The organism is Allobosea lathyri, from assembly GCF_900108245.1.
Taxonomy (GTDB): domain Bacteria; phylum Pseudomonadota; class Alphaproteobacteria; order Rhizobiales; family Beijerinckiaceae; genus Allobosea; species Allobosea lathyri.
In genome coordinates, this window is record NZ_FNUY01000007.1 from 86,035 (window position 1) to 107,005 (window position 20,971).

Sequence of the window (20,971 nt, forward strand, 5' to 3'; positions counted from 1 at the left end):
TGCAGGTTCGGACGGTGCGAGGCGTGACGACGAGGGTGAAGGAGATCGACATGGTGGCGCAAGTCCGTGCGACGGAGACCAGGGCCGAATCCAACCCGCCGATCAATCTCGATACCGGCATCGTCGAGGCGGCGGAAGCTGCTCTCGGAGCCATCGGCGCAGCGCGCAAGGAAATCGGCCTGGTCATTTTCGGCCAGCAGAAGGTCGTCGACCTCTCGCTGATCACGCTGCTTGCCGGCGGCCACGGCCTGCTCGTCGGCGTGCCCGGCCTCGCCAAAACCAAGCTGGTCGAGGCCATGGGCACCGTGCTGGGCATGAGCGCCCGGCGCGTCCAGTTCACCCCCGACCTGATGCCCTCCGACATTCTCGGCTCCGAGGTGCTCGACGAGAGCGCCGACGGCAAGCGCCATTTCCGCTTCATCAAGGGGCCGGTCTTCGCCCAGCTGCTGATGGCCGACGAGATCAACCGCGCCAGCCCGCGCACCCAGTCCGCCCTGCTTCAGGCGATGCAGGAGCATCACGTCACGGTGGCCGGCGAGCGCTACGACCTGCCCGCCCCGTTCCATGTCCTCGCCACTCAGAATCCGATCGAGCAGGAGGGCACCTATCCGCTGCCCGAGGCCCAGCTCGACCGCTTCCTGCTCGAGATCGACGTCGCCTATCCCGACCGCGAGGCCGAGCGCCGCATCCTGCTCGAGACCACCGGCGCGAGCGAGCACACGCCCGTGCAGGCGATGACGGCGGAAACGCTGATGTCGACGCAGCGCCTCGTCCGCCGCCTCCCCGTCGGCGAGAACGTCGTCGACGCGATCCTCGATCTCGTCCGCTCGGCCCGGCCCGGCGACGGCGATCCCGCGATCACCAACAAGCTCGCCTGGGGTCCCGGCCCCCGCGCCAGCCAGTCGCTGACGCTCGCAGCCCGCGCCCGCGCCCTCGTCGAGGGCCGCCTCGCGCCCTCCGTCGACGATGTCGCGGCGCTGGCGCTCCCCGTTCTGAAGCATCGCGTCGCGCTGACCTTCGCCGCGCGCGCCGATGGTGAAACGGTCGAGGGCATCATCGGCAAGCTCGTGGAACGGCTGGGATAGTGGCCAGCCTGATGAGGGGACAACGCTGATGCTGCGCACGCGCGTCCTGGGGCCAACCGAACGCCAACCCGCCCGGCCGGTCGTCACGGCATCGCTCGATCTCGCGGCGCGGTTGCCTCGGCTGATCCTGGAAGCGCGCCGGGTCTCGGCCAGCGTGCACGGCATCCATGGCCGCAGGCGCGCCGGCCCCGGCGAAACCTTCTGGCAGTACCGGCCGCTGGTCGCGGGCGAAGCCGCCTCGCGCATCGACTGGCGCCGCTCGGCCCGCGACGGCCATCTGTTCGTCCGCGAGCGCGAATGGGAAGCCTCCCACGCGATCTGGCTCTGGATCGACCGCTCTGCCTCCATGGGCTTCGCCTCCTCGCTGGCCATGGCCTCGAAGGTGGACCGCGCTTTGATCGCAGGCTTCGCTCTGGCCGAAACGATGGTCGAGGGCGGCGAGCGTGTCGGCCATCTCGGGCTGACACGGGCGCTGGCTTCGCGCCGGATCGTCGAATTGCTGGCCCAGGCCATCCTGGTCGACAGCAAGGGCGCGGTGGCCAATCTGCCGCCTGACGCCCCGCTGCCGCGCCTCGCCGACGCGATCATCATCACGGACGGGCTATCGCCTGCCGCCTCGCTCGCCAAGCGCATCGCCACCATGGCGTCCTCGGGCGCGCGCGGCCATGTCCTGCTCATCGCCGACCCGATCGAGGAGACCTTCCCCTTCACCGGTCAGGCGGAGCTCTTCGACCTCGAGGACGGCCTCTCCCTGCGCGTCGGCGATGCCGGCGCCTGGGGCGAGGAATACCGCCAGCGGCTGGAAGCCCATCGCGACGCGATCAAGGAAGCCTGCCGCAAGGTCGGCTGGACCCTGACGCTGCATCGCACCGACCGGCCCGCCAGCGAAGGCGTCCTGCGCATCGCCAGCCTCGTTGCCGCCTCGCGCGGCGTCGACGGAGGGCGATGACGATGCGCGCTCTCGTTCCCCACCGCCGTCATCCCGGGCGAAGCGAAGCGGAGACCCGGGATCCAGGCCTGAACGCCAACATTGCGAAGCTCCGGCATGGATCCCGGGTCTCCCTGCGGTCGCCCGGGATGACGGCTGAGTGCGTCAAAGCGCTTCGGAGGGAGCCCCCCCGATGCTGAACTCCCTGCCCATCGCCTTCTCCGCCCCGTTCGTGCTCACGGCGCTGGCGCTGCTGCCGGCGCTCTGGCTGATCCTGCGGGTGACGCCGCCGCGCCCGCGCCGCATCGATTTCCCGCCGCTGAAGATCATGGCGGACCTGATCGCCAAGCGCGAGCTGCCGGCGCACACGCCCTGGTGGCTGCTCGCCATGCGCATGGCGATCGCCGCGCTCGCCATCCTCGCAGTGGCCGGCCCGGTCTGGAATCCGCCGCAGGTCGCCGGGCCGGCGCGTGGACCGATGCTGCTGCTGATCGACAATGGCTTTGGCGCGGCAACCGACTGGCCCGAACGGCTCGCCGTCGGCGAATCCCGCGTCGCCGCCGCAGCCCGTGAAGGCCGCCCGGTGGCCATCCTCGGCCTGGCCGAGAACCCGGCCGAGATCGCCTTGTCCGAACCGCGCGCAGCGCTCGACCGCCTGCGCGCTTTGGCATTGCAGCCCCATGCGCCCGACCGTGGCGCGCATCTCCAGCGCATCGACGCCTTTCTCGGCGCGGCACCGGAGGCCGAGATCGTCTGGATCGCGGACGGGCTCTCGGTGGCGGACGACACGGCGTTCCTTGCCCGCCTGAAGCAGCTGGCCGATGCCCGTCGCCTGTCGATCCATACCAGCCCCGCCGACCAGCTGGCGCTGGCCGCGCCCGAAAACCTCGCCGGCGCGCTTGCCGTCAAGGTGCTGCGCCCCAATACCAATGCAGCCGCGAGCGGGCAGGTTCGCGCGCTCGATCTCAAGGGCCTGCCGCTGGGCGACGCCCCCTTCATTTTCAACGGCTCCGAGTTGCAGACGACGGCGCGGCTGACGCTGCCGATCGAGGTCCGCAACGCCGTCTCCCGGCTGGAGATCGTGGCCGAGCGCAGCGCAGCCGCCGTCGCGCTTCTCGACGACCGCGCCAAGCGCCGTCGCGTCGGCATCGTCTCGGGCGCCACGACGGACACCGCCCAACCTCTGCTCTCCCCGACCTATTACGTCTCGCGGGCACTTTCCCCTTTCGCCGAGATCCGCGAGCCGCGTCCGGGTTCGACCGACCCTGTCGGCGAATTGCTGACGCAGAACCTGTCGGTGCTGGTGCTGGCCGATATCGGCGCACTCGATCGCGACACGGTGGCGAAGATCGACAGCTTCATCGCGCGCGGTGGCGTGCTGCTGCGCTTCGCCGGGGCGCGCCTTGCCGCTGCCTCCGACGATTTGACCCCCGTGCGCCTGCGTCGCGGCGGTCGCACGCTCGGCGGCGGCCTCTCCTGGGAAACCCCCCGCAAGCTCGCGCCCTTCACTCGCGGTAGCCCCTTCTTCGGAACGCCGATCACCGACGATGTCCGCGTCAACCGGCAGATCCTGGCCGAGCCCGAGGCCGATCTTGCGCGCAAGACCTGGGCTGCGCTGGAGGATGGCACGCCCGTCGTCACCGGCGAACGCCGTGGCGACGGCATGATCGCGATGATGCATGTCACGGCAGACACGACATGGTCCAACCTGCCGCTGTCGGGCCTCTTCGTCGAAATGCTGCGCAAGATCGTCGGTCTTGCCGGAACCGGGCCTGCCGAGGCCCAGGGAGAGGATGCGCGCGTGGAAACCCTGTCGCCGACCCGCGTGCTCGACGGCCAGGGCGCTTTCCGTGCGCCGCCCGCAACCGCCCAGCCTGTCGCCCGCAACTTCGCTGGGCGCGCCACGCTTGCCCATCCGCCCGGCATCTACGGCCCGGCCGACGGCTCGCTCGCCGTCAACGCGCTGAACGCTACGGATGCGCTGGGCACGATCGATCTGGCGGCGTTCGGCGCCCCGATCCTGCCGGTCGATAAACCCGTCGCGCAGGACATCCGGCCGCAACTGCTGGTGCTGGCGCTGCTGCTGCTCGTCGCCGACACGATCGCGACGCTGTGGCTTGGCGGCAGGCTGAACCTCGCCCGCTTCCGCCGCGCCGCTCCCGCCGCGATCCTGGTCGCGCTGGCGCTTGGCCTCGCCGGAGCTCCGGATCAGGCTCACGCCCAGCCGGTCCCGGCCGCACCCGTCGATGAGCGGCCGCCGATCCCGCGCGAACTCTTCGCAGCCGGCGCCGTGACGCGGCTGGCCTATGTCGTCACCGGCGACAAGGCAGTCGACGACATGTCGAAGGCAGGTCTGACCGGCTTGAATACGGTGCTCAGCGCCCGCACCGCGCTGGAACCGGGCGATGCTGTCGGCGTCAATGCGGACCGCGACGAACTCGCCTTCTTCCCGGTGTTGTACTGGCCGATCGTCGCCGGCCGCCCCATTCCACCACCCGAGACCCTGCGCAAGCTCGAAGCCTATATGAAGGGCGGCGGGCTCGTGATCTTCGACACGCGCGATGCCATGAGCGCGCGGCCCGGCGGCGGCACGACGCCGGAAGGCGAACAGCTGCGCCGTATGCTCCAGACCCTCGACATTCCCGAGCTCGAGCCGCTGCCGCGCGACCACGTCCTGACCAAGACCTTCTATATCCTCGACGGTTTCGTCGGCCGCTACGACACGGGCACAACCTGGGTCGAGATCCTTCCGCCCGCCGGCGAGGACGGCCGCCGCCCGGCGCGGGCCGGCGATAGCGTCTCGCCGATCGTGATTACCTCGAACGATCTCGCCGCCGCCTGGGCTGTGAACCGGCGCGGCGAAGGATTGGTGCCGCTCTCGGGCTCCGATCCGCGCCAGCGCGAAATGGCGCTCCGGGCGGGCGTCAACCTCGTGATGTACGCGCTGACCGGCAACTACAAGGCCGACCAGGTCCATGTCCCGGCATTGCTGGAAAGGCTGGGGCAGTGAGCCTCTTGCACGACGGCAACCGGTCCCCTTCCCCCCGCTTGCGGTGGGGAAGGGTTAGGGATGGGGGGCCGGAAAGCCTGAGCACCGTCCTTGGCCGTCAACCCCAAGCGGAACTGCCCCCCACCCCAGCCCTCCCCACCGCAAGCGGGCGGAGGGAGTCACGGTGCGCCTACGATGATCGGCAGCGCCTCACAGGGCGCAATGAGCCGAATTGGAACGGGACATCGATCTGATGTGGAGCCTCTCTTTCGCGCCGCTCGTACCCCTGCCGATCCTGATCGGGCTGAGTCTGCTGGCCGCGCTGGCAGCTGGCGCCGCGCTCGTGCTGGCGGGCCGCAGCGCCATCCTGCGCGCGCTCGCGCTCGTCGTGCTGACCGTGACGCTCGCCGACCCCTCGCTCGTCTTCGAGGACCGCGAGCCGGTCAAGGACGTCGTCTCCATCGTCGTCGACCGTTCGGGCTCGAACCAGCTTGCCGACCGTAGCGCACAGACCCAGACCGCACAGGCCGAGGTCGAGCGCCAGCTGCGCGGCATGAGCAATGTCGAGCCGCGCGTCGTCGAGGTGCGCGATGCGCAAGGGTCGGGCGACGGCACGCGCCTGTTCGAGGCGATGGCGGCAAGCCTCGCCGACGTCCCCTCGGAACGCGTCGCCGGCGCGATCATGATCACGGACGGGCTGGCCCATGACGCGCCTGCCAATGCCGAGGCGCTGGGCCTGCGTGCACCGCTGCATGTGCTGACGACCGGGCGCAACGCCGAGATCGACCGCCGCATCGTGCTCGTCGATTCGCCGCGCTTCGGCATCGTCGGCAAGGACCAGGTCGTGCGCCTGCGCGTCATCGAGAAGGGCGGGCCGGGCCGGGCCGGGCTGACGATCAGGCGTGACGGCGAGATCATCGCGCGTCGCGAGGTCACGGCGGGCGAGATCGTGCAGGTACCGGTCAGGATCGATCGCGGCGGGCCCAACGTCGTCGAGATCGAGGCTGCACCGCTCGACAACGAACTGACGCTTGCCAACAACCGCGCCGTCATCACGATCGAAGGCGTCAGGGACAAGCTGCGTGTATTGCTGGTCTCGGGCGAGCCGCATCCCGGCGAGCGCACCTGGCGCAACCTGCTCAAGGCCGACGCCAATATCGACCTCGTGCATTTCACCATCCTGCGCCCGCCGGAGAAGCAGGACGGCACGCCGATCAACGAGCTCTCGCTGATCGCGTTCCCGACGCGCGAGCTGTTCCAGGTCAAGATCAAGGAATTCGACCTGATCATCTTCGACCGTTACGCCAACCAGTCGATCCTGCCGCTGCTCTATTTCGAGAACATCGTGCGCTATGTCCGCGATGGCGGTGCGCTGCTGGTCGCCGCCGGGCCGGAATATGCGGGCTCGCAGTCTCTCTCGCGCACGCCGCTGGGCCAGATCCTTCCCGCGCTGCCCGATGGCAGCGTCATCGACGAGGCCTATCGCGCCCGCGTCAGCGAGCCCGGCCGCCGCCACCCCGTCACCCGCGACCTGCCGGGTTCCGAGGTCGAGCCGCCGCGCTGGGGCGAATGGCTGCGCATGGTCGGCGCCCGCGCGCGCACCGGCTCGGCCGTTATGACCGGCCCCGGCGAGCGTCCCCTACTGATGCTGTCGCGCGAGCAGAAGGGCCGCGTCGCGCTCTTCCTGTCGGACCATGCCTGGCTCTGGGCGCGCGGTTTCCGTGACGGCGGCCCCCATCTCGATCTGCTGCGGCGGCTCAGCCACTGGCTGATGAAGGAGCCCGAACTCGAGGAAGAGGCCCTGCGCGCCAGCGCGCGCAATGGTGTCATCGAGATCGAGCGCCAGACCTTGGGCGATACGCCCTCCCCTGTGACGATCACCGGACCGGACGGCCAGTCGCGCACCGTGCCGCTGGAAGCCGGCCGCCCCGGCCTGTTCACCGCCCGCATTCCAAGCAGTGAGTTCGGCCTGCACCGCATCTCCGCCGACAACCTGACCGCTTTCGCCAGCGTCGGCCCCGACAATCCGCGCGAGCTGATGGAGGTGGTCAGCAACCCCGTCGAGCTTCAGGCCCTGGCGGAGGCGACCGGCGGCTCGTCGCGCCGCATCGGCCAGGAAAGCGGTTCGGCCGTGAACGTGCCACGCATCGTTCCCGTGCGCTCCGGCAGCCAGTTCGCCGGCGCGGACTGGATCGGCCTGCGCATCAGCGATTCCGGCATCGTGCGCGGTGTTTCGATCTCGCCGCTCTTCATCGGGCTTCTGGGCCTGGCCCTGCTCTTCGGTGCGCTGGTCGCAGGCTGGATCGGTGAAAGCGGCCGCCGCTTCAAGCGGACCGCTGAAGGCTGACAGGGCCCTTTGCCGTCATGGTCGGGCTTGTCCCGACCATCCACGACTTCGCATGTCGAGGCCTGAGTTCAAGACGTGGGTGCTCGCCACAAGGGCGAGCATGACGTCGAGCCCTTCATCCCGCCCGCAATGGCATCACAGCCCCGCTGCGCTGCGCCAGCACGCCCTCGACCAGTTCCAGCGCCAGGAAGCGCGCCGGGTCCGCTGGCCCGGGCAGCACGAGCTGGCCCGGCCGGATCGGCTTGAAGCCGAAACGGGCATAATAGGGCGCATCGCCGATCAGCATGATCAGATCATGCCCCGCTTCGCGGGCGGCATCGATCGAGCGGTTCATCAGCGCTGCGCCGATCCCGCGCCCCTCGAAAGCGGGGTCGACCGTCAAAGGCCCCAGCATCAGCGCAGGACTTCCCCCGGCCGAAACAGGCGTCACCCTGACCGAGCCGACCAGGAACGTGCCGACATGAGAGGCGAAGGTCAGGTCGGCTGCAGGCGCCGCGCCCTCGCGCAGGCGAAAAGCCGTGCGGGCGAAACGCCCCGGCCCGAAGGCGCGCTCGTGCAGGCGTTCGATGGCGGCTGCGTCAGCCGGAAGCTCATGGCGAATGGTCAGCGGAAGCGAAGTCATGACGGCGCGTAAAACCTGCGGACGGGCAGCGATCTGGAACGATGAAGACATGGGCCAGCGCGCAGGCGGCCATGCCGGGAGCGCGTTCAGCGCGCCGGTCGTCGCAGCAGGGAAAGATGAAGCCCGTCAGTCATGATGGCGCGCTGTAGCAGAGCCGCCTGCGGTCGTCCACCGGATGCGCCTGCCTGGATCAGCGCGTTCCCCCTCCCACGCTGCGTGCCTGATCGATCAGGCGGATGATCTCGGGTTTTCCCTGATACCGGACCGCCTCGTTATCAGGGAGGCTGCTTCATGCGGCGGTTCTGCCGGCCTGAGGCCGATCTCCCGTCGTGGTTCGATTTTGCCGTTGCGCGCTGGCGCCACGGCCCGGCGTGAGAGGAAAGCTCTATGGCTGCGAAGCTCGCAATACGGACCCTTGTCGTCTTGCTGGCTGCGGGAGGCGCGGCTCTGGCGCAATCTGCGCCCCCGAGCACCGCGACAGGCGCCGCCATCCCGGTGACGCCCGACAATTTCGTCCGCGCGGAATCGGATCTGTACTTCAGCAACATCGTCAAGGACGGTGGTCTCGGCAAATTCGTTCATCGCCGCGAGCCGGCGGCGGTCGACAACCAGACGGTCATTCGCCTCAACCGCGACACGCTCTATTCGGCCGCGATCTTCGATCTCGACGCCGGCCCGGTGACGATCACGTTGCCCGATGCCGGCAAGCGCTTCATGTCGCTGCAGATCATCAACGAGGACCAGTACACGCCGCAGGTCAGTTACGGTGCCGGAAGCCATACCCTGACGCGAAAGCAGATCGGCACGCGCTATGTCGTGGCGGCGGTCCGCACCCTGGTCGATCCGGCCGATCCCAAAGATGTCCAGCAGGTTCACGCGCTGCAGGACGCAATCAAGGTCAGCCAGAAGAGCGCCGGCACATTCGCAGTGCCGCATTGGGACCTTGCCAGCCAGAAGAAGGTGCGCGACGCGCTCCTCGTCCTGGCATCGACGCTGCCCGACACGAACCGCATGTTCGGCACCAAGGCGCAGGTCGACCCGGTTCGCAGACTGATCGGAGCAGCCTCCGCCTGGGGCGGCAACCCCGACAAGGAAGCGATGTATCTCAATGTCATACCGCCCAGGAACGACGGCACGACGGTCTACAGGCTCAACGTTAAATCCGTGCCGGTCGACGGCTTCTGGTCGATCAGTCTCTACAATGCCGACGGCTATTACGAGAAGAACCCCTACAACGCCTATTCGCTCAACAATCTCACGGCGAAGAAGAGCGACGATGGTTCGATTGCAGTCCAGTTTGGCGGCTGCGACGGCAAGATCCCCAATTGCCTGCCGACAATGAAGGGCTGGAACTATCTGGTGCGCCTCTACCGTCCGCGCCCGGAGGTGCTAAGCGGCAAGTGGAGCTTCCCGCAACCGCAGCCTGTGAACTGACGAGAAAACCGGTGCCCCGCGACGGCGGGACGCCTACCAATCCGCAGAAGGCGGCTTGCCCTGGACGATTTCGTCCAGCCGCCGCCGTGTCGCCGGCGTCAGCCCCTCGGGCAGCGCCGCGAGCGGGAAGAAGCCAGCTTGCGCGATTTCGCGATCGGGTTGCTTGACCCCATCAACGGCAAAATCACGCACGATATAGAGCGCGATATGGTCGCGGCGCGAGACGCCACGATTGAAGAAGATGCCCTGGAATTGCGCCGGTCCGGTCAGACTGATCAGAGCCTCCTCGCGCAGTTCCTTCGCCAGCGCCTCCTCCAGCGTCTCACCGACCTCAACGCCTCCGCCCGGCAGATGCCAGCCCGGCGTATAGGTATGGCGCACCAGGAAGACCTCACCCCTGTCGTTCAGCACCGCGATACGCACGCCCAGCGTCAGCCCGCGCACGATCCGGAAGTAGACATGCAGCAGCCGGACCTTCAGCCGTTCCAGCGTCGATAGCCCCTCGGCCGACTTATTCCGGGCGTCGCCATGCGGATCGGGCGGCATGTTTCCTGAAACTCCCAACGAAGGCTTAATTGTCTATGCAAATAACGCATGGCGGACACTTGTTTTGAGTTCCGTTACGTCACAAACGCGCCGCAAACGAGGCAGATTAAGACGGCACACCGCTGAGGATACCACCATGCTTCTGTCTTTCATCATCGCTCGCCTGCGCGCCAAGCCCGCTTACGTCTGGAAGCCCGACGTCACCATGACCGATTCCCGGATCGTGTCCGAACTGACCGGCGCCGCCAACTGATCTTGGTTAATCTTTAGCCAGCTTGATCAAGTTATAGCCATAGAATACTGTTTCAGCGGGCTCGTTTTTCGGCCTGCTGGCGGTGTGTGCCTATGTCTCGCGCAATTCTGCCCCTCGTCGGGTTACTGGCGGGGATCCTGATTGTTCTGAAGCTGACCGGGAGCCTGTCCTGGCCCTGGTGGTTGGTGCTGTCTCCGCTCTGGCTGCCTCCGGTCGCCTATGCTCTCGTCGCCGGTATTTGCGTTATTCTTTACGCTGGCGCGATGGGCCGGAAGCCGGACTAGCCGCGGCATCAGGCCTCCTTGCCCGCGCCTTGGGTCCACCGCTGCTTCTCCAGACTTGACGGATAGGGGCCCGCAAGGGCAAGCGCTCAGGCGTGTTCAAGCTCGCGCATCTGTCCGACCCGCATCTCGGCCCGCTCGCGGGCTTCTCGCTGCATCAGCTGCTCGGCAAGCGAGCGACCGGCTATGTCAACTGGCGGCGCAAGCGTCGGCATGCTCATGACATGGCTATCCTGGCGCTGATCGTCGCAGATATCCGTGCCCAGGCGCCCGACCATGTCGCCTGCACCGGCGATGTCGCCCATATCGGCCTGCCCGACGAGTTCAAGACGGCCGTCACCTTCCTCGACACGCTCGGCCCGCGCGACGCGGTCAGCTTCGTGCCGGGCAATCACGATGCCTATGCCCGCTCTTCGCTGAAGGCGCTCGCCAGCCATCTCGGCCCCTGGTGCGCCAGCGACGGTGGCGCCGTCGGCTATCCCTGGTATCGCCGCCAGGGCCCTGTCGCGCTGATCGGGCTCAACAGCGGCATCCCGACCCTTCCTCTGATGGCCACAGGCCGTATCGGCGCCGCGCAGATCGCCGCAACCGGGCAGCTGCTCGACCGGGCCCGCGACGAGGGCCTGATCCGCGTCATCCTGATCCACCACCCGCCTTATGTCGGTGGAGCCCGGCGCTCGCGCGAACTGGTCGATGCCGAGGCTTTCGAGGCCATGCTGAAGCGCAAGGGCGCCGATCTCGTCGTCCATGGCCACAACCACCGCTTTTCGCTGGCCTGGCGCCCGGGACAAGGCCATGACGTGCCCATCATCGGCGTGCCGTCAGCCTCGACCGGTCCGCTCGGTCATGGCGAGATGGCGACCTGGCACCTGTTCAGGATCGAGGGTGATGCGAAATCTCCCCAGATCACGCTGGAACAGCGCGGCTTCGAGCTCGACGGCACGGTCATGCTGCGCCAGGAGATCGCGCTGCACGCGAAGCCGGTTTGACGTACTCGCTGGCCGTCATTCTCGGGCTGCGCGAAGCGCTGACCCGAGAACCTCATGACGCGAGGACACTGGTCTCAAAGATGCTCGGGTCTGCGCTTCGCTTCGCCCGAGCATGACGACCTAACAGTCAGACGCAGCGGCCGCCATCGACGGCACGCTGCCTGTCCGTGAGCACCGGAAGCACAGAACACCGCGTCAGACGGCCGCGATGGCCGATTGGCGGGTGCGCTCAGATGCAGCGGCCGCCATCGACGGCAAGCACGCTGCCCGTCACCATCTCCGCCTCGTCCGAACACAGGAACAGTGCCGCATTGGCCATGTCCTGCGGCGTCGAAAGCCGGCCCCACGGAATCGTCGCCTTGAACTGGGCGCGCTTCTCGGGAGTGTCCTCGCCCATGAAGGTTGCCAGCAGCGGCGTCTCGCCGGCGACCGGGGCAATGGCGTTGACGCGGATACGGTCGGGCGCAAGTTCCACGGCCATCGATTTCGAGATGAGGTTCGCCGCCCCCTTCGAGCCGTTATACCAGGTCAGGCCCGGACGCGGGCGGATGCCGGCCGTCGAGCCGATATTGAGGATCACGCCGCCGCCATGCTCGCGGAAATGCGGCACGGTCGCTTTCGCCATCAGGTAGATCGACTTCACGTTCACAGCGAAGACGCGGTCGAACTCCTCCTCGGAGACATCGAGCATCGGCTGGTTGCGATGGCTGATGCCGGCATTGTTGACGACGATGTCGAGCCGGCCGAAGGCGGCCAGTACCTGCGCGACGGCCTTGTCGACGCTATCGCCCTTGGCGACGTCGCAGGGGACCGCGATGGCCTTGTCGCCGATCGCCTTGGCGGCTTCCGCCGCCTTGTCGCCGTTGATGTCGAGCACTGCGACCCGCGCACCCTCGCGCACGAAAGTCTCGGCGATGCCCAGGCCGAAGCCCTGCGCGCCGCCAGTGATCAGCGCCGTCTTGCCCTTCAGTCTCATGGTGTTTCCCTGTTATTGTCTGTCCGGCGATCTTTGGTTGGATTTGCCACGGGCAACAAATGCGTTTTCGCGATCGGGCGGAGACGGAAATTGTATGGCGGTTGTCGCGATGACGACGCCTCCCCGCCAGCCTTCAGGCCCCGATCTCTTCCTGCAGCATCTCAAGCGCCAGCCAGCGCTCCTCGGCCTGCCCGATTTCACGCGTCACCTCTTCGAGACGCGTCGTCGCCTTGGCGAAGAGCTTGGGGTCGCGGGTGTAGAGGTCGCCCGCCATGGCCGTGCTCAACTTGGCCGCTTCCGCCTGCAACACCTCGATGCGCTTGGGCAGCGTCTCCAGCGCGTGCTTCTCGTTGAAGGAGAGCTTGCGCTTGTTAACGGGGGCCGGCGTGGCTGCAGCCGACGCCGGCTCGCCGGGAGCAGGTTCGCCGGGAGGAGTTTTGCCCGCCACCACACGGACCTTCGCGCCGACACCGCGTCCGCGCTGGGCGATCATGTCGGAATAGCCACCGGCGAACTCCGTCCAGACGCCGTCGCCATCCGAGATCAGCGTCGCCGAGACGACGCGGTCGATGAAGTCGCGATCATGGCTGACCAGCAGCACCGTGCCCTGATAATCGGCCAGAAGTTCCTGCAGCAGATCGAGCGTCTCGAGGTCGAGATCGTTGGTCGGCTCGTCCAGCACCAGCAGGTTCGACGGCTTTGCCAGCGCGCGCGCCAGCATGAGCCGGCCGCGCTCACCGCCCGACAGCGCGCCCACCGGCGTGCGCCGCTGGATCGGCTGGAACAGGAAGTCCTTCATATAGGCGATGACATGGCGCGGCGTGTCGCCCACCATGACCTGGTCGGAGCCGCCGCCGGTCAGCACGTCGCCCAGCGGCGTCGACGGGTCGAGGCTCTCGCGGCGCTGGTCGAGCGTCACCATGTTGAGCGAGACGCCGAGCTTCACCTTGCCGGAATCGGGCGCGAGCTGGCCCGTCAGCAGGTTGATCAGCGTCGTCTTGCCGGCACCGTTGGGGCCGACGATGCCGATCCGGTCGCCACGCGCCACCCGCAGCGACAGGCTCTTGACCACGACATTGTCGCCATAGGCCTTGGCGACATCGACGGCCTCGATCACCAGCTTGCCCGAGGTCTGCGCCTCGCTCGCCTCGAACTTGACGCTGCCGACGACATTGCGGGCGGTGCGGCGCTGCTCGCGCAGGCCGTGCAATTCGCCGAGACGGCGCTGGTTGCGGGTGCGGCGCGCGCTGACGCCATAGCGCAGCCAGTCCTCCTCGCGGGCGATCTTGCGGTCGAGCTTGTGGCGGTCGAGTTCCTCCTGCGCCAACACCTCGTCGCGCCAGGCTTCGAACTCGCCGAAACCCTTGTCCATGCGCCTCGTCAGGCCGCGATCGAGCCAGATCGTGGCGCGCGACAGCGAGGTCAGGAAGCGCCTGTCATGGCTGATCAGCACCATGGCCGAGCGCAGCGACTTCAACTCCTGCTCGAGCCATTCGATCACCGGCAGGTCGAGATGGTTGGTCGGCTCGTCGAGCAACAGAATATCGGGCTCGGGCGCTAGCACGCGGGCCAGCGCCGCCCTGCGGGACTCGCCGCCCGACATGGTGGCAGGGTCCTCCTGGCCGGTAAGGCCGAGCTCGTCGATGAGATATTGCGCGCGATAGGCGTCGTCCCCCGGTCCCAGGCCTGCCTCGACATAAGCGAGCGAGGTGCGGTAGCCGGTGAAATCGGGTTCCTGCGGCAGATAGCGCACCGTGCAGCCCGGCTGCACGAAACGGTCGGCGCTGTCAGCCTCGACAAGTCCCGCCACGATCTTCAGCAGGGTCGATTTGCCCGAGCCGTTGCGCCCGACGAGGCAGACGCGCTCGCCGGCCGAGACCGCGATTTCCGCGGCCTCCAGCAAGGGCTGACCGCCGAAAGTAAGCGCGACATCGCGCAGGTGAAGCAAAGGAGCCATGATGTTTCCGTGAGGGAGTGCAGGCGGGATAGACCGGCGCAGCCGCCATGTCACGCGCGACGGGGCCGCAGCACCGAACTTGGTGCGCTGCCCGAGCGATATTATGCTCGCTTCACGAGCCCTTTTCGAGCGAGCCTTCCGTGACCAGCGAGCCTTCCTTGATCAGCGAGCCTTCCGTGACCAAACAGAATAGGCCGGGAGGCCAGGGACGGGGCCAAAAGCGCGGCCAAAGACGCGGCCAAGACCGCGCGACGATCGGCGACAATGGCGGACCACCGCTTGAAGAGACGCCGCCGCATGAGCCCGAATGGGGCAAGGGCGAGATCAATCGCTATTTCGAGTGGCGGACCGCATACCGCAAGGCCTGGCGCAAGCCACCTGCGATTGCCCTGCGCCGCCAGGAGCGCGCCGAGGCGCTCGGCCTGACCTATGAGGAATACACGCTCGAACTCATAGAGCGCGGCGCTCATCCCCAGCCGGAGGATGTCGCCGCGATCAAGGCCAAGCGGCCGGCACGACGGCGCGCGGGCGGCGTTGTCGGCCAGTCCCTGAAGGCGCAACGCCTGAAATAGCTAGAGCATCGGCCCGAAAAGTGGAACGCGGTTTTCGGAAGAAGCCGATGCAAAATCAAAGACCTACAGCATCGGACCGAATACGGTATTTGGTCCGATGCTGTAGGCGGGATGTGCAAGGCTTCAGCGGCCTCAAGCTTGATGATTTTGCTTGGAAACGCGCCGTCATCCTGGGCGACCGCAGGTCGACCCGGGATCCATCCTAGAGCTCTGCTCCCTATGATGGATCCCGGATCTGCGCGGCTAAAGCCGCTTGTCCGGGATGACGGCGCTCTTTCCAGATCAAATCATCGCGCTCTGGCTTCAGCCGAACCACAACCGCCTGGGATCGTCGAGGCCGAAGCGCTGAGGTGTCTCCGCGATCGCGGCAAGCCCCTGCTCGGCTGCATCCTGCGCCGTGATGACATGGAGCGCGAAACCGGCGGCCAGATCCTCCATAGGCGGCTTGCCTGCGAAAACCGCCTGAACCGTCGCAAGGTCGGCGAGCGGCAGCAGGCGCGGCACGATGCCGCCGGCGATATAGACCCCGCCAGTCGCCTTGAACGTCAGTGCAAGATCGCCCGCGACCCGCGCCAGCAGGCGCCAGAAGCAGACCACGGCCATCAGCGCAGCGGGATCGCCATCGAGCGCCAGCCTCGTCACATCGGCAGCGCTGACATCGGCCTCCAGCATGCCCGAACTTTGCGCGATCGCGCGGTGGAAGCGCACCACGCCATCGCCGCTGAGCAGGCTCTCGACCGTGACGCGCGGCAGGCCCGCGGTCAGCGCCGGCCAGATCTTCTCTTCCGTCGGATCTTCCGGGCCGATGCCGATGTGCCCGGCCTCGGTCGGGATCAGCACGCCGCGATGGCCGCGCGTCAGGAGAGCGGCCGCGCCGAAGCCCGTGCCGGGTCCCAGCACCAGCTTGATGCCGTCGGCATCGGGCTTGCCCGGCACCAGCGTCGTCAGATCGCCATCACCCAGCACTGCCAGCGAAGCCGCAAGCGCCTCGAAATCATTGACCAACAGCCCTTGCTCCAGCCCCAGCGCCTTGGCGAGCTCCGGACCGTCGAAATGCCAGTTGGCGTTGGTGAGCTGCGCGCGGCGTCCTTCGAGCGGACCGGCCACGGCCAGGACAGCGGCGCGCGGCCGCTGGCTCAGCGTCGTCAGCACGGCTTCCAGCGCCGCTTCCGGCGTCGGGTGGCCGCCCGTGCTGATCCGGGCCAGCGGCTGATGCGACGCGCCGGGTTCGGAAACCAGCGAGAGTCGGCAATTGGTCCCGCCGATATCGGCGACCAGAACCGGGTAGGAGATCATGGGCGGCCGCATCACTCTGGCTTCCGCCACTCGGAAAACCAGCCCAGCCCTTCGAGAGTCCCAGCTTCGGGGCGATATTCGCAGCCGACGAAGCCGTCATAGCCGAGCCCGTCGAGCTCAGCGAAGAGACGCGGATAATCCGGCCCCGACGCGTCGGGCTCGTGGCGGCCGTTCGCACGCGCGATCTGCACATGTCCGACGAGCGGATACAGTGCCTTCAGCTTGCCCGAAACGTCGCCATGGATCAGCTCGCAATGGTACATGTCGAACTGCAGCTTGACGTTGGGCCGCCCGGACTCGCGGATATAGGCAGCCGCCGCATCGAAATCGTTCAGGAAATAGCCCGGCATGTCCCGGCCGTTGATCGGCTCCAGCAGCAGGTCGATATCGTGCTCCGCCAGCTTGTCGGCGGCATAGGCGATCGAGGCGCGGTAGGTCGCCTGCGCCGCCGGGTCCTTCGGATCGACCAGCCCGGCCATCATGTGGAGCCGCTTGACGCCGGTCTCATGCACATAGGCGAGCGCGGTCTCGATCGAGGCGCGGAATTCATCCTCGCGGCCGACGAGCGCGGCAATCCCGCGCTCCCCCCCGGCGAAATCGCCCGGCGGCAGGTTGAACAGCGCCTGCTCAAGCTCGCCGCCAGCCAGCGCAAGACCGACCTTCTCCGGGGCATGCTCATAGGGAAACAGGAACTCCACGGCCTCGAAGCCGGCTTCGGCCGCGGCCTTGAAGCGGTCGAGGAACTCCCATTCGGTGAACATCATCGAAAGATTGGCGGCAAAACGCGGCATAGCGGCCTCAAGGCTGGATCAGGACCCGCAAGCTAGCGCGATGCGCCGCCCACGTCATTGACCAACGCGACAGAGGCGCGATGCGTTCCGGCCACGAGATGCCCAGGAGACCGTTTGAGACGTGAGCCCTCATCCTAAGGAGCCGCGAAGCGGGCGTCTCGAAGGATGCTTCAGGCGGCTCCCGAACCATCTGGACCATCCTTCGAGACGCGCCTGCGACGCTCCTCAGGATGAGGGCTGAGGACGATATCAAACGGTCTCGGAACCGCTATTGCGCGCGCCGCTATTTCTTCTCGGACTTTGCCGGCGGGTTCGGGTCCTTCGAGAAATTGCGGAAGACCATGTCCGGCGAAGAGGTGTTGTGCCGCGAATGCGTCGTGCGCCCCATCCAGATGTCGGTCGCCTTCCCGCCTGCGAACGGCATCAGCTTCTCCTCGCGCCAGCCCTTGGCGCCGGGCTCGCGGACGGCGATGCGGGCGACGTCGTTGTTGAACTCGGTGACATACATCGAGCGCAGCGCGATGAAGGCCTTGCCGCCGGTCACCGGCTTGTCGAGCACGGCGTCGAGCACCATGCGGTTCTCGTCGACGCTGTCGAGCTTGAGCGTCCCGGCCGAACCGTCCTTGAAATTCATCTTGAACGAGGTCGTCTTGGGATCGAACTCGATCTCCTTGATGTTCACCACGGGGCGGCCGTCGGTCTCGATCGGCCCGAACAGGAAGGACGAGCCGTAGGAGGAGAAGCCGAGGCCGGTCGGCGGCATCGGGCGGGCGCGCCAGTAGCCATCCTGCGGATAAACCACCAGCACCTCGTAGGACTTGTCCTTGCCGAGCTTCCAGAGCTGCACGAGATGCAGCCCCTTCTCGACCCTGTCGCCGACGCGGAAAGTTGTATCGGCCGGGCGCCAGAAGGTCGGGAAGGTGTAACCGACCAGCCAGTAGTCGATGCTCTCATAGAAGGTCACGCGGCGCGGCGGCACGGGCGCGGCGAAGGCGGGATCACCCTTCATGTCGCAATCGGTCCAGTCGGCGTCCCAATTGTCACGCGTCAGCCCGGCGATATAGGCGGGATGGGCCGCCTCGATCTGGAAGCGCCGCACCTCGGGCGAGATCGCCTTGATGGTGACGTTGTCCTTCTCGGCGCAGAGTACCGGCTCGGACTCGTTCTTGACCTCGACCGCGACATCGCTCGCCGCCAGTGCCGGCAGGGCATGGCAGGCGAGGGTCAGCGTCAGGGCGATGGCGCGAAGCGGGAAGGCGAAGTTCGACATCAGGTTCAGCTCTTCAATATGGCGTAGACATCGCCGGAGTTGGCGGAGTGAGGCAGATCGCGCAGATAGCCGCCCATGGCTTCGGCACTGGCGGGTTCGTCGAGTTCAAGCCGCTGGCTTTCCCCCAGCGCGACATTGAAGCGATAGGGGCCGAGCGTTTCAAGCAGGGCGAGGCACGCCTCGGCGACATCGCGCTGGATCGTGGTGAACTCGAAGGAGATCGTCGGCACGGCCTTGGTCAAGCCCGCCAGGACATGGGCCTCGAAACCCTCCACGTCGATCTTGAGCAGGGATGGAAAACCGTGGCGCGCGATCAGGTTGTCCAGCGTGGTGCAGGGTACCGCGATCTCATGGTCCCAGACCTGCCCCTCCCAGCCTCCGGCGCCTGCGGCAGCGCCGATGAAGGCGGCGGATGCCGTCGATACCGTCGGGTTGGCGCTGTTGATCTTCAGCGTGATCGTGCCCTCATGATCGCCGCAGGCCGCCTTGAGCAGCGTCACCTGCGGGTCGCGCCCATGGATCAGCCGAATGGCGCGCGCCGGGCCGGGCTGCGGCTCCAGCGCGACGACCCGCGCTCCCAGCCGGCGGAAGGACGAGATGCGATCGCCGACATGGGCCCCGATGTCGAAGGCGAGATCGCCCGGCCGCAGGAAGCCGGCATAGAGCCGGTCCATCGCCGCATTGCGCGCCTTGTCGCCGTGATAGACCCGCAGGCTGCGCGAGAGTGCCTTTGCCGTCCCCTTGGGATAGGCGACGGCGTTCATGCGCGTGGCTCCGTCGTGATCGCCACAAGCTCGGCTGGTGGCTCGAAATCCTCGGGAATGCCGCAAAGCCCGCGACGCGCGAGCCAGCCGCCAAGGGCGGGCCACGCGGTCAGCATGGCAAAGGGAATGGCCAGCACATAGCCTGCGGTCAAAGGCAGCGACCAGATCAGCACGGCCGGCGACAGCACGAGCAGCGTCGCGAAGATATAGATCCCGAATAAGAGATGCGGCCAAAGGCCGGCGAAGGCCGTCGCGAAGGACAGCGCATGCGCATCGCGCGACTGGCCGTTCCAACCGATCTTCGCGCGGCCGAAAGCAAGCCCGATCATGAACAGCGTGGTCCGGAAGGTGGAGACCGCGCCCTGCAGGAAAGCGAACACGATCTCGATCAGCGCCGACGCGATGAAGCGCACAGTGCCGCCATAGCGCGCCGTTCCGCCCCTGGTCAGCATGATATCGGCAAAGCCCGCGAGCTTGGGCGAGAGATACATCGCGAAGAACAGCACATAGAGGAAGGCGGCAAGCCCGGCCGGATAATCCGCGAGCCCGCGATCCTCGATCACCTTCAGCGGCAAAAGCGCGATCATCAGCGTCCAGGCCGGCAACCCCAAGAACATCAGGATCGCCCAGATGAGCTGGAAGCGGCTCATCGGCTTCAGGCCGGGCAGGTCGAGCAATTTGAGATATTGCAGGTTGCCGAGGCACCAGCGCAGATCGCGCTTGGCGAATTCGAGCATGGTCGGCGGGTTTTCCTCCCAGCTCCCCATCTCCTGCGGCAACACCCGGACCTCGTAGCCGGCGCGGCGCATCAACGTGGCCTCGACCTGATCGTGGCTCATGACGGCCCCGCCGAGCGGCGGCCCGCCGGGCAGAACCGGCAAATGGCATTCGTCGCGGAAGGGCGCGATGCGAACCATCGCGTTATGCCCCCAGAAGGGGCCGCATTCGCCAATCCACCAGGCCGAGCCCATGGTGTAGGGCCGCATGCCCTGCCGCATGCCGAACTGGAAGATGCGTGCGAAGGCGGACTGGCTCGGCATACCCACGACCAGGCTCTGCAGGATGCCGAGCTTCGGATACGCCTGCATCATTCGCGCCAGCTTCACGATCGCAGGGCCAGACATCACGCTGTCGGCGTCAAGCGGCAGCATCAGCTCATAGCGGTCGCCCCAGCGCTCGCAAAAATCGCGGACATTGCCAGCCTTGAAGCCGGCATTGTCGATGCGGCGGCGATAGGTGACGCGGGCCGGACCGCCGATTTCCCTTGCCCACTCCGCCGCAAGCAGCTCCTCCGATGCCGCGACGACGGGATCATTGGTGTCGGAGAGCACGAAATAGTCGAACCAGACGCCCTCGCCCGTCGCGTCGAGACTGTCCTTGACCACGCGCAGCCGGCGGAAGGCACGCTCGGGATCCTCATTGCGCAAGGTCATCAGAACCGCCGTGCGGATCGCGATCGGCGCCGCAGCTTCGCCGGCAGCGGCAAAGGGCGCGACCTGATCGAGCCCGTCATCGGTGGCATGCAGCAGCCACAGCCCGATCACGGCATTCCAGAAGCCGAGCACCGTCCAGGGCGCGCCGAACAGGAAGGCGACGAAGATGACGATATCAGCCATCGTCCAGCCGCCCGCGCGCAGCACATGCGACAGCCCGTAGAGCAAGCCGGCGAACGTCACGAGATTGAGCGCCAGCACGAGCCAGCGCCGCGCGCTCAGCGTCGCGCGCATCTGCAGGCCGGCCGGCGTGAGACCGCGCAATTCCTCGGCCCCTTGCGCTGCCGGCTGGAACGTGGTCGGAGCGGGGCGCTGGTTCATGGCGGTCTCTGTCATGCGATCAGTCTGCAAGTGGCGGGCAAGGCAACAGGACGGGCT

General features: G+C 67.2%; 17 protein-coding genes. 8 read left to right on the top strand and 9 right to left on the bottom strand.

Annotation, left to right across the window (positions count from 1 at the left end):
* Positions 1-50 precede the first annotated feature (50 nt).
* The 4 genes from C4S73_RS16945 to C4S73_RS16960 all read left to right on the top strand — a co-directional run bounded on the left by C4S73_RS16945 (position 51) and on the right by C4S73_RS16960 (position 7,349).
* A complete protein-coding gene (locus C4S73_RS16945; RefSeq protein ID WP_103873940.1) occupies positions 51-1,085 on the top strand; it encodes an AAA family ATPase in 1,035 nt (344 codons plus the stop codon).
* 28 nt (positions 1,086-1,113) lie between these two features.
* Positions 1,114-2,034 carry a DUF58 domain-containing protein gene (locus C4S73_RS16950; RefSeq protein ID WP_103873705.1) on the top strand — a complete coding sequence of 307 codons (921 nt, stop codon included), beginning with the start codon at positions 1,114-1,116 and terminating at the stop codon, positions 2,032-2,034.
* Between the two features lie 172 nt (positions 2,035-2,206).
* Complete coding sequence (locus C4S73_RS16955; RefSeq protein WP_425290354.1) at positions 2,207-5,023, top strand: DUF4159 domain-containing protein; 2,817 nt, start codon at positions 2,207-2,209, stop codon at positions 5,021-5,023.
* A gap of 232 nt (positions 5,024-5,255) precedes the next feature.
* Positions 5,256-7,349 (top strand): hypothetical protein, encoded by a 2,094-nt coding sequence (locus tag C4S73_RS16960; RefSeq protein WP_103873942.1) that lies wholly within the window; start codon positions 5,256-5,258, stop codon positions 7,347-7,349.
* Positions 7,350-7,464: 115 nt separating this feature from the next.
* Here the strand turns inward: C4S73_RS16960 and C4S73_RS16965 are convergent, their stop codons facing one another.
* Complete coding sequence (locus tag C4S73_RS16965; protein ID WP_103873706.1) at positions 7,465-7,971, bottom strand: GNAT family N-acetyltransferase; 507 nt, start codon at positions 7,969-7,971, stop codon at positions 7,465-7,467.
* A 387-nt stretch (positions 7,972-8,358) separates the two neighbouring features.
* On the opposite strand from C4S73_RS16965, the gene C4S73_RS16970 reads away from it, so the two are divergent.
* Positions 8,359-9,405 (top strand): DUF1254 domain-containing protein, encoded by a 1,047-nt coding sequence (locus C4S73_RS16970; RefSeq protein ID WP_103873707.1) that lies wholly within the window; start codon positions 8,359-8,361, stop codon positions 9,403-9,405.
* A gap of 33 nt (positions 9,406-9,438) precedes the next feature.
* On the opposite strand, the gene C4S73_RS16975 is transcribed toward C4S73_RS16970, so the two are convergent.
* The gene (locus C4S73_RS16975) at positions 9,439-9,951 is read right to left on the bottom strand and encodes an NUDIX domain-containing protein (protein WP_103873708.1); all 513 of its coding nucleotides are present in this window, start codon (positions 9,949-9,951) and stop codon (positions 9,439-9,441) included.
* A gap of 300 nt (positions 9,952-10,251) precedes the next feature.
* Between C4S73_RS16975 and C4S73_RS29065 the strand changes: the two genes are divergently transcribed.
* Entirely contained in the window at positions 10,252-10,488 is a 237-nt protein-coding gene (locus tag C4S73_RS29065; RefSeq protein WP_425290355.1) for a hypothetical protein, read from the top strand.
* A 92-nt stretch (positions 10,489-10,580) separates the two neighbouring features.
* Positions 10,581-11,474 carry a metallophosphoesterase family protein gene (locus tag C4S73_RS16985; protein WP_103873710.1) on the top strand — a complete coding sequence of 298 codons (894 nt, stop codon included), beginning with the start codon at positions 10,581-10,583 and terminating at the stop codon, positions 11,472-11,474.
* Between the two features lie 229 nt (positions 11,475-11,703).
* Here the strand turns inward: C4S73_RS16985 and C4S73_RS16990 are convergent, their stop codons facing one another.
* Positions 11,704-12,450: an SDR family oxidoreductase gene (locus tag C4S73_RS16990; RefSeq protein WP_103873711.1), complete on the bottom strand. Its 747-nt coding sequence runs from the start codon at positions 12,448-12,450 to the stop codon at positions 11,704-11,706.
* A gap of 133 nt (positions 12,451-12,583) precedes the next feature.
* Positions 12,584-14,407: an ABC-F family ATP-binding cassette domain-containing protein gene (locus tag C4S73_RS16995; protein ID WP_103873712.1), complete on the bottom strand. Its 1,824-nt coding sequence runs from the start codon at positions 14,405-14,407 to the stop codon at positions 12,584-12,586.
* Between the two features lie 176 nt (positions 14,408-14,583).
* Between C4S73_RS16995 and C4S73_RS17000 the strand changes: the two genes are divergently transcribed.
* Positions 14,584-14,979, top strand: coding sequence for a hypothetical protein (locus tag C4S73_RS17000; protein WP_244595638.1), 396 nt, complete (start codon positions 14,584-14,586; stop codon positions 14,977-14,979).
* Positions 14,980-15,282: 303 nt separating this feature from the next.
* Here the strand turns inward: C4S73_RS17000 and C4S73_RS17005 are convergent, their stop codons facing one another.
* From C4S73_RS17005 to mdoH, 5 genes are all read right to left on the bottom strand, one after another.
* Positions 15,283-16,287, bottom strand: coding sequence for a glucokinase (locus tag C4S73_RS17005; RefSeq protein ID WP_103873713.1), 1,005 nt, complete (start codon positions 16,285-16,287; stop codon positions 15,283-15,285).
* Complete coding sequence (otnI, locus tag C4S73_RS17010) at positions 16,287-17,066, bottom strand: 2-oxo-tetronate isomerase (RefSeq protein ID WP_103873714.1); 780 nt, start codon at positions 17,064-17,066, stop codon at positions 16,287-16,289. Before otnI ends, C4S73_RS17005 begins: the two co-directional genes overlap by 1 nt.
* Before the next feature lie 283 nt (positions 17,067-17,349).
* Positions 17,350-18,336: a hypothetical protein gene (locus C4S73_RS17015; RefSeq protein WP_103873715.1), complete on the bottom strand. Its 987-nt coding sequence runs from the start codon at positions 18,334-18,336 to the stop codon at positions 17,350-17,352.
* Positions 18,337-18,341: 5 nt separating this feature from the next.
* Positions 18,342-19,100: an FkbM family methyltransferase gene (locus tag C4S73_RS17020; protein WP_103873716.1), complete on the bottom strand. Its 759-nt coding sequence runs from the start codon at positions 19,098-19,100 to the stop codon at positions 18,342-18,344.
* Positions 19,097-20,914 (bottom strand): glucans biosynthesis glucosyltransferase MdoH, encoded by a 1,818-nt coding sequence (gene mdoH / locus C4S73_RS17025; protein WP_103873944.1) that lies wholly within the window; start codon positions 20,912-20,914, stop codon positions 19,097-19,099. Before mdoH ends, C4S73_RS17020 begins: the two co-directional genes overlap by 4 nt.
* Positions 20,915-20,971 lie beyond the last annotated feature (57 nt).

Coding starts and splice junctions, on each gene's coding strand:
- C4S73_RS16945 (WP_103873940.1), top strand. CDS start 51: ATGGTGGCGCAAGTCCGTGCGACGGAGACCAGGGCCGAATCCAACCCG.
- C4S73_RS16950 (WP_103873705.1), top strand. CDS start 1,114: ATGCTGCGCACGCGCGTCCTGGGGCCAACCGAACGCCAACCCGCCCGG.
- C4S73_RS16955 (WP_425290354.1), top strand. CDS start 2,207: ATGCTGAACTCCCTGCCCATCGCCTTCTCCGCCCCGTTCGTGCTCACG.
- C4S73_RS16960 (WP_103873942.1), top strand. CDS start 5,256: ATGTGGAGCCTCTCTTTCGCGCCGCTCGTACCCCTGCCGATCCTGATC.
- C4S73_RS16965 (WP_103873706.1), bottom strand. CDS start 7,971: ATGACTTCGCTTCCGCTGACCATTCGCCATGAGCTTCCGGCTGACGCA.
- C4S73_RS16970 (WP_103873707.1), top strand. CDS start 8,359: ATGGCTGCGAAGCTCGCAATACGGACCCTTGTCGTCTTGCTGGCTGCG.
- C4S73_RS16975 (WP_103873708.1), bottom strand. CDS start 9,951: ATGCCGCCCGATCCGCATGGCGACGCCCGGAATAAGTCGGCCGAGGGG.
- C4S73_RS16990 (WP_103873711.1), bottom strand. CDS start 12,450: ATGAGACTGAAGGGCAAGACGGCGCTGATCACTGGCGGCGCGCAGGGC.
- C4S73_RS16995 (WP_103873712.1), bottom strand. CDS start 14,407: ATGGCTCCTTTGCTTCACCTGCGCGATGTCGCGCTTACTTTCGGCGGT.
- C4S73_RS17005 (WP_103873713.1), bottom strand. CDS start 16,287: ATGCGGCCGCCCATGATCTCCTACCCGGTTCTGGTCGCCGATATCGGC.
- otnI (WP_103873714.1), bottom strand. CDS start 17,066: ATGCCGCGTTTTGCCGCCAATCTTTCGATGATGTTCACCGAATGGGAG.
- C4S73_RS17015 (WP_103873715.1), bottom strand. CDS start 18,336: ATGTCGAACTTCGCCTTCCCGCTTCGCGCCATCGCCCTGACGCTGACC.
- C4S73_RS17020 (WP_103873716.1), bottom strand. CDS start 19,100: ATGAACGCCGTCGCCTATCCCAAGGGGACGGCAAAGGCACTCTCGCGC.
- mdoH (WP_103873944.1), bottom strand. CDS start 20,914: ATGAACCAGCGCCCCGCTCCGACCACGTTCCAGCCGGCAGCGCAAGGG.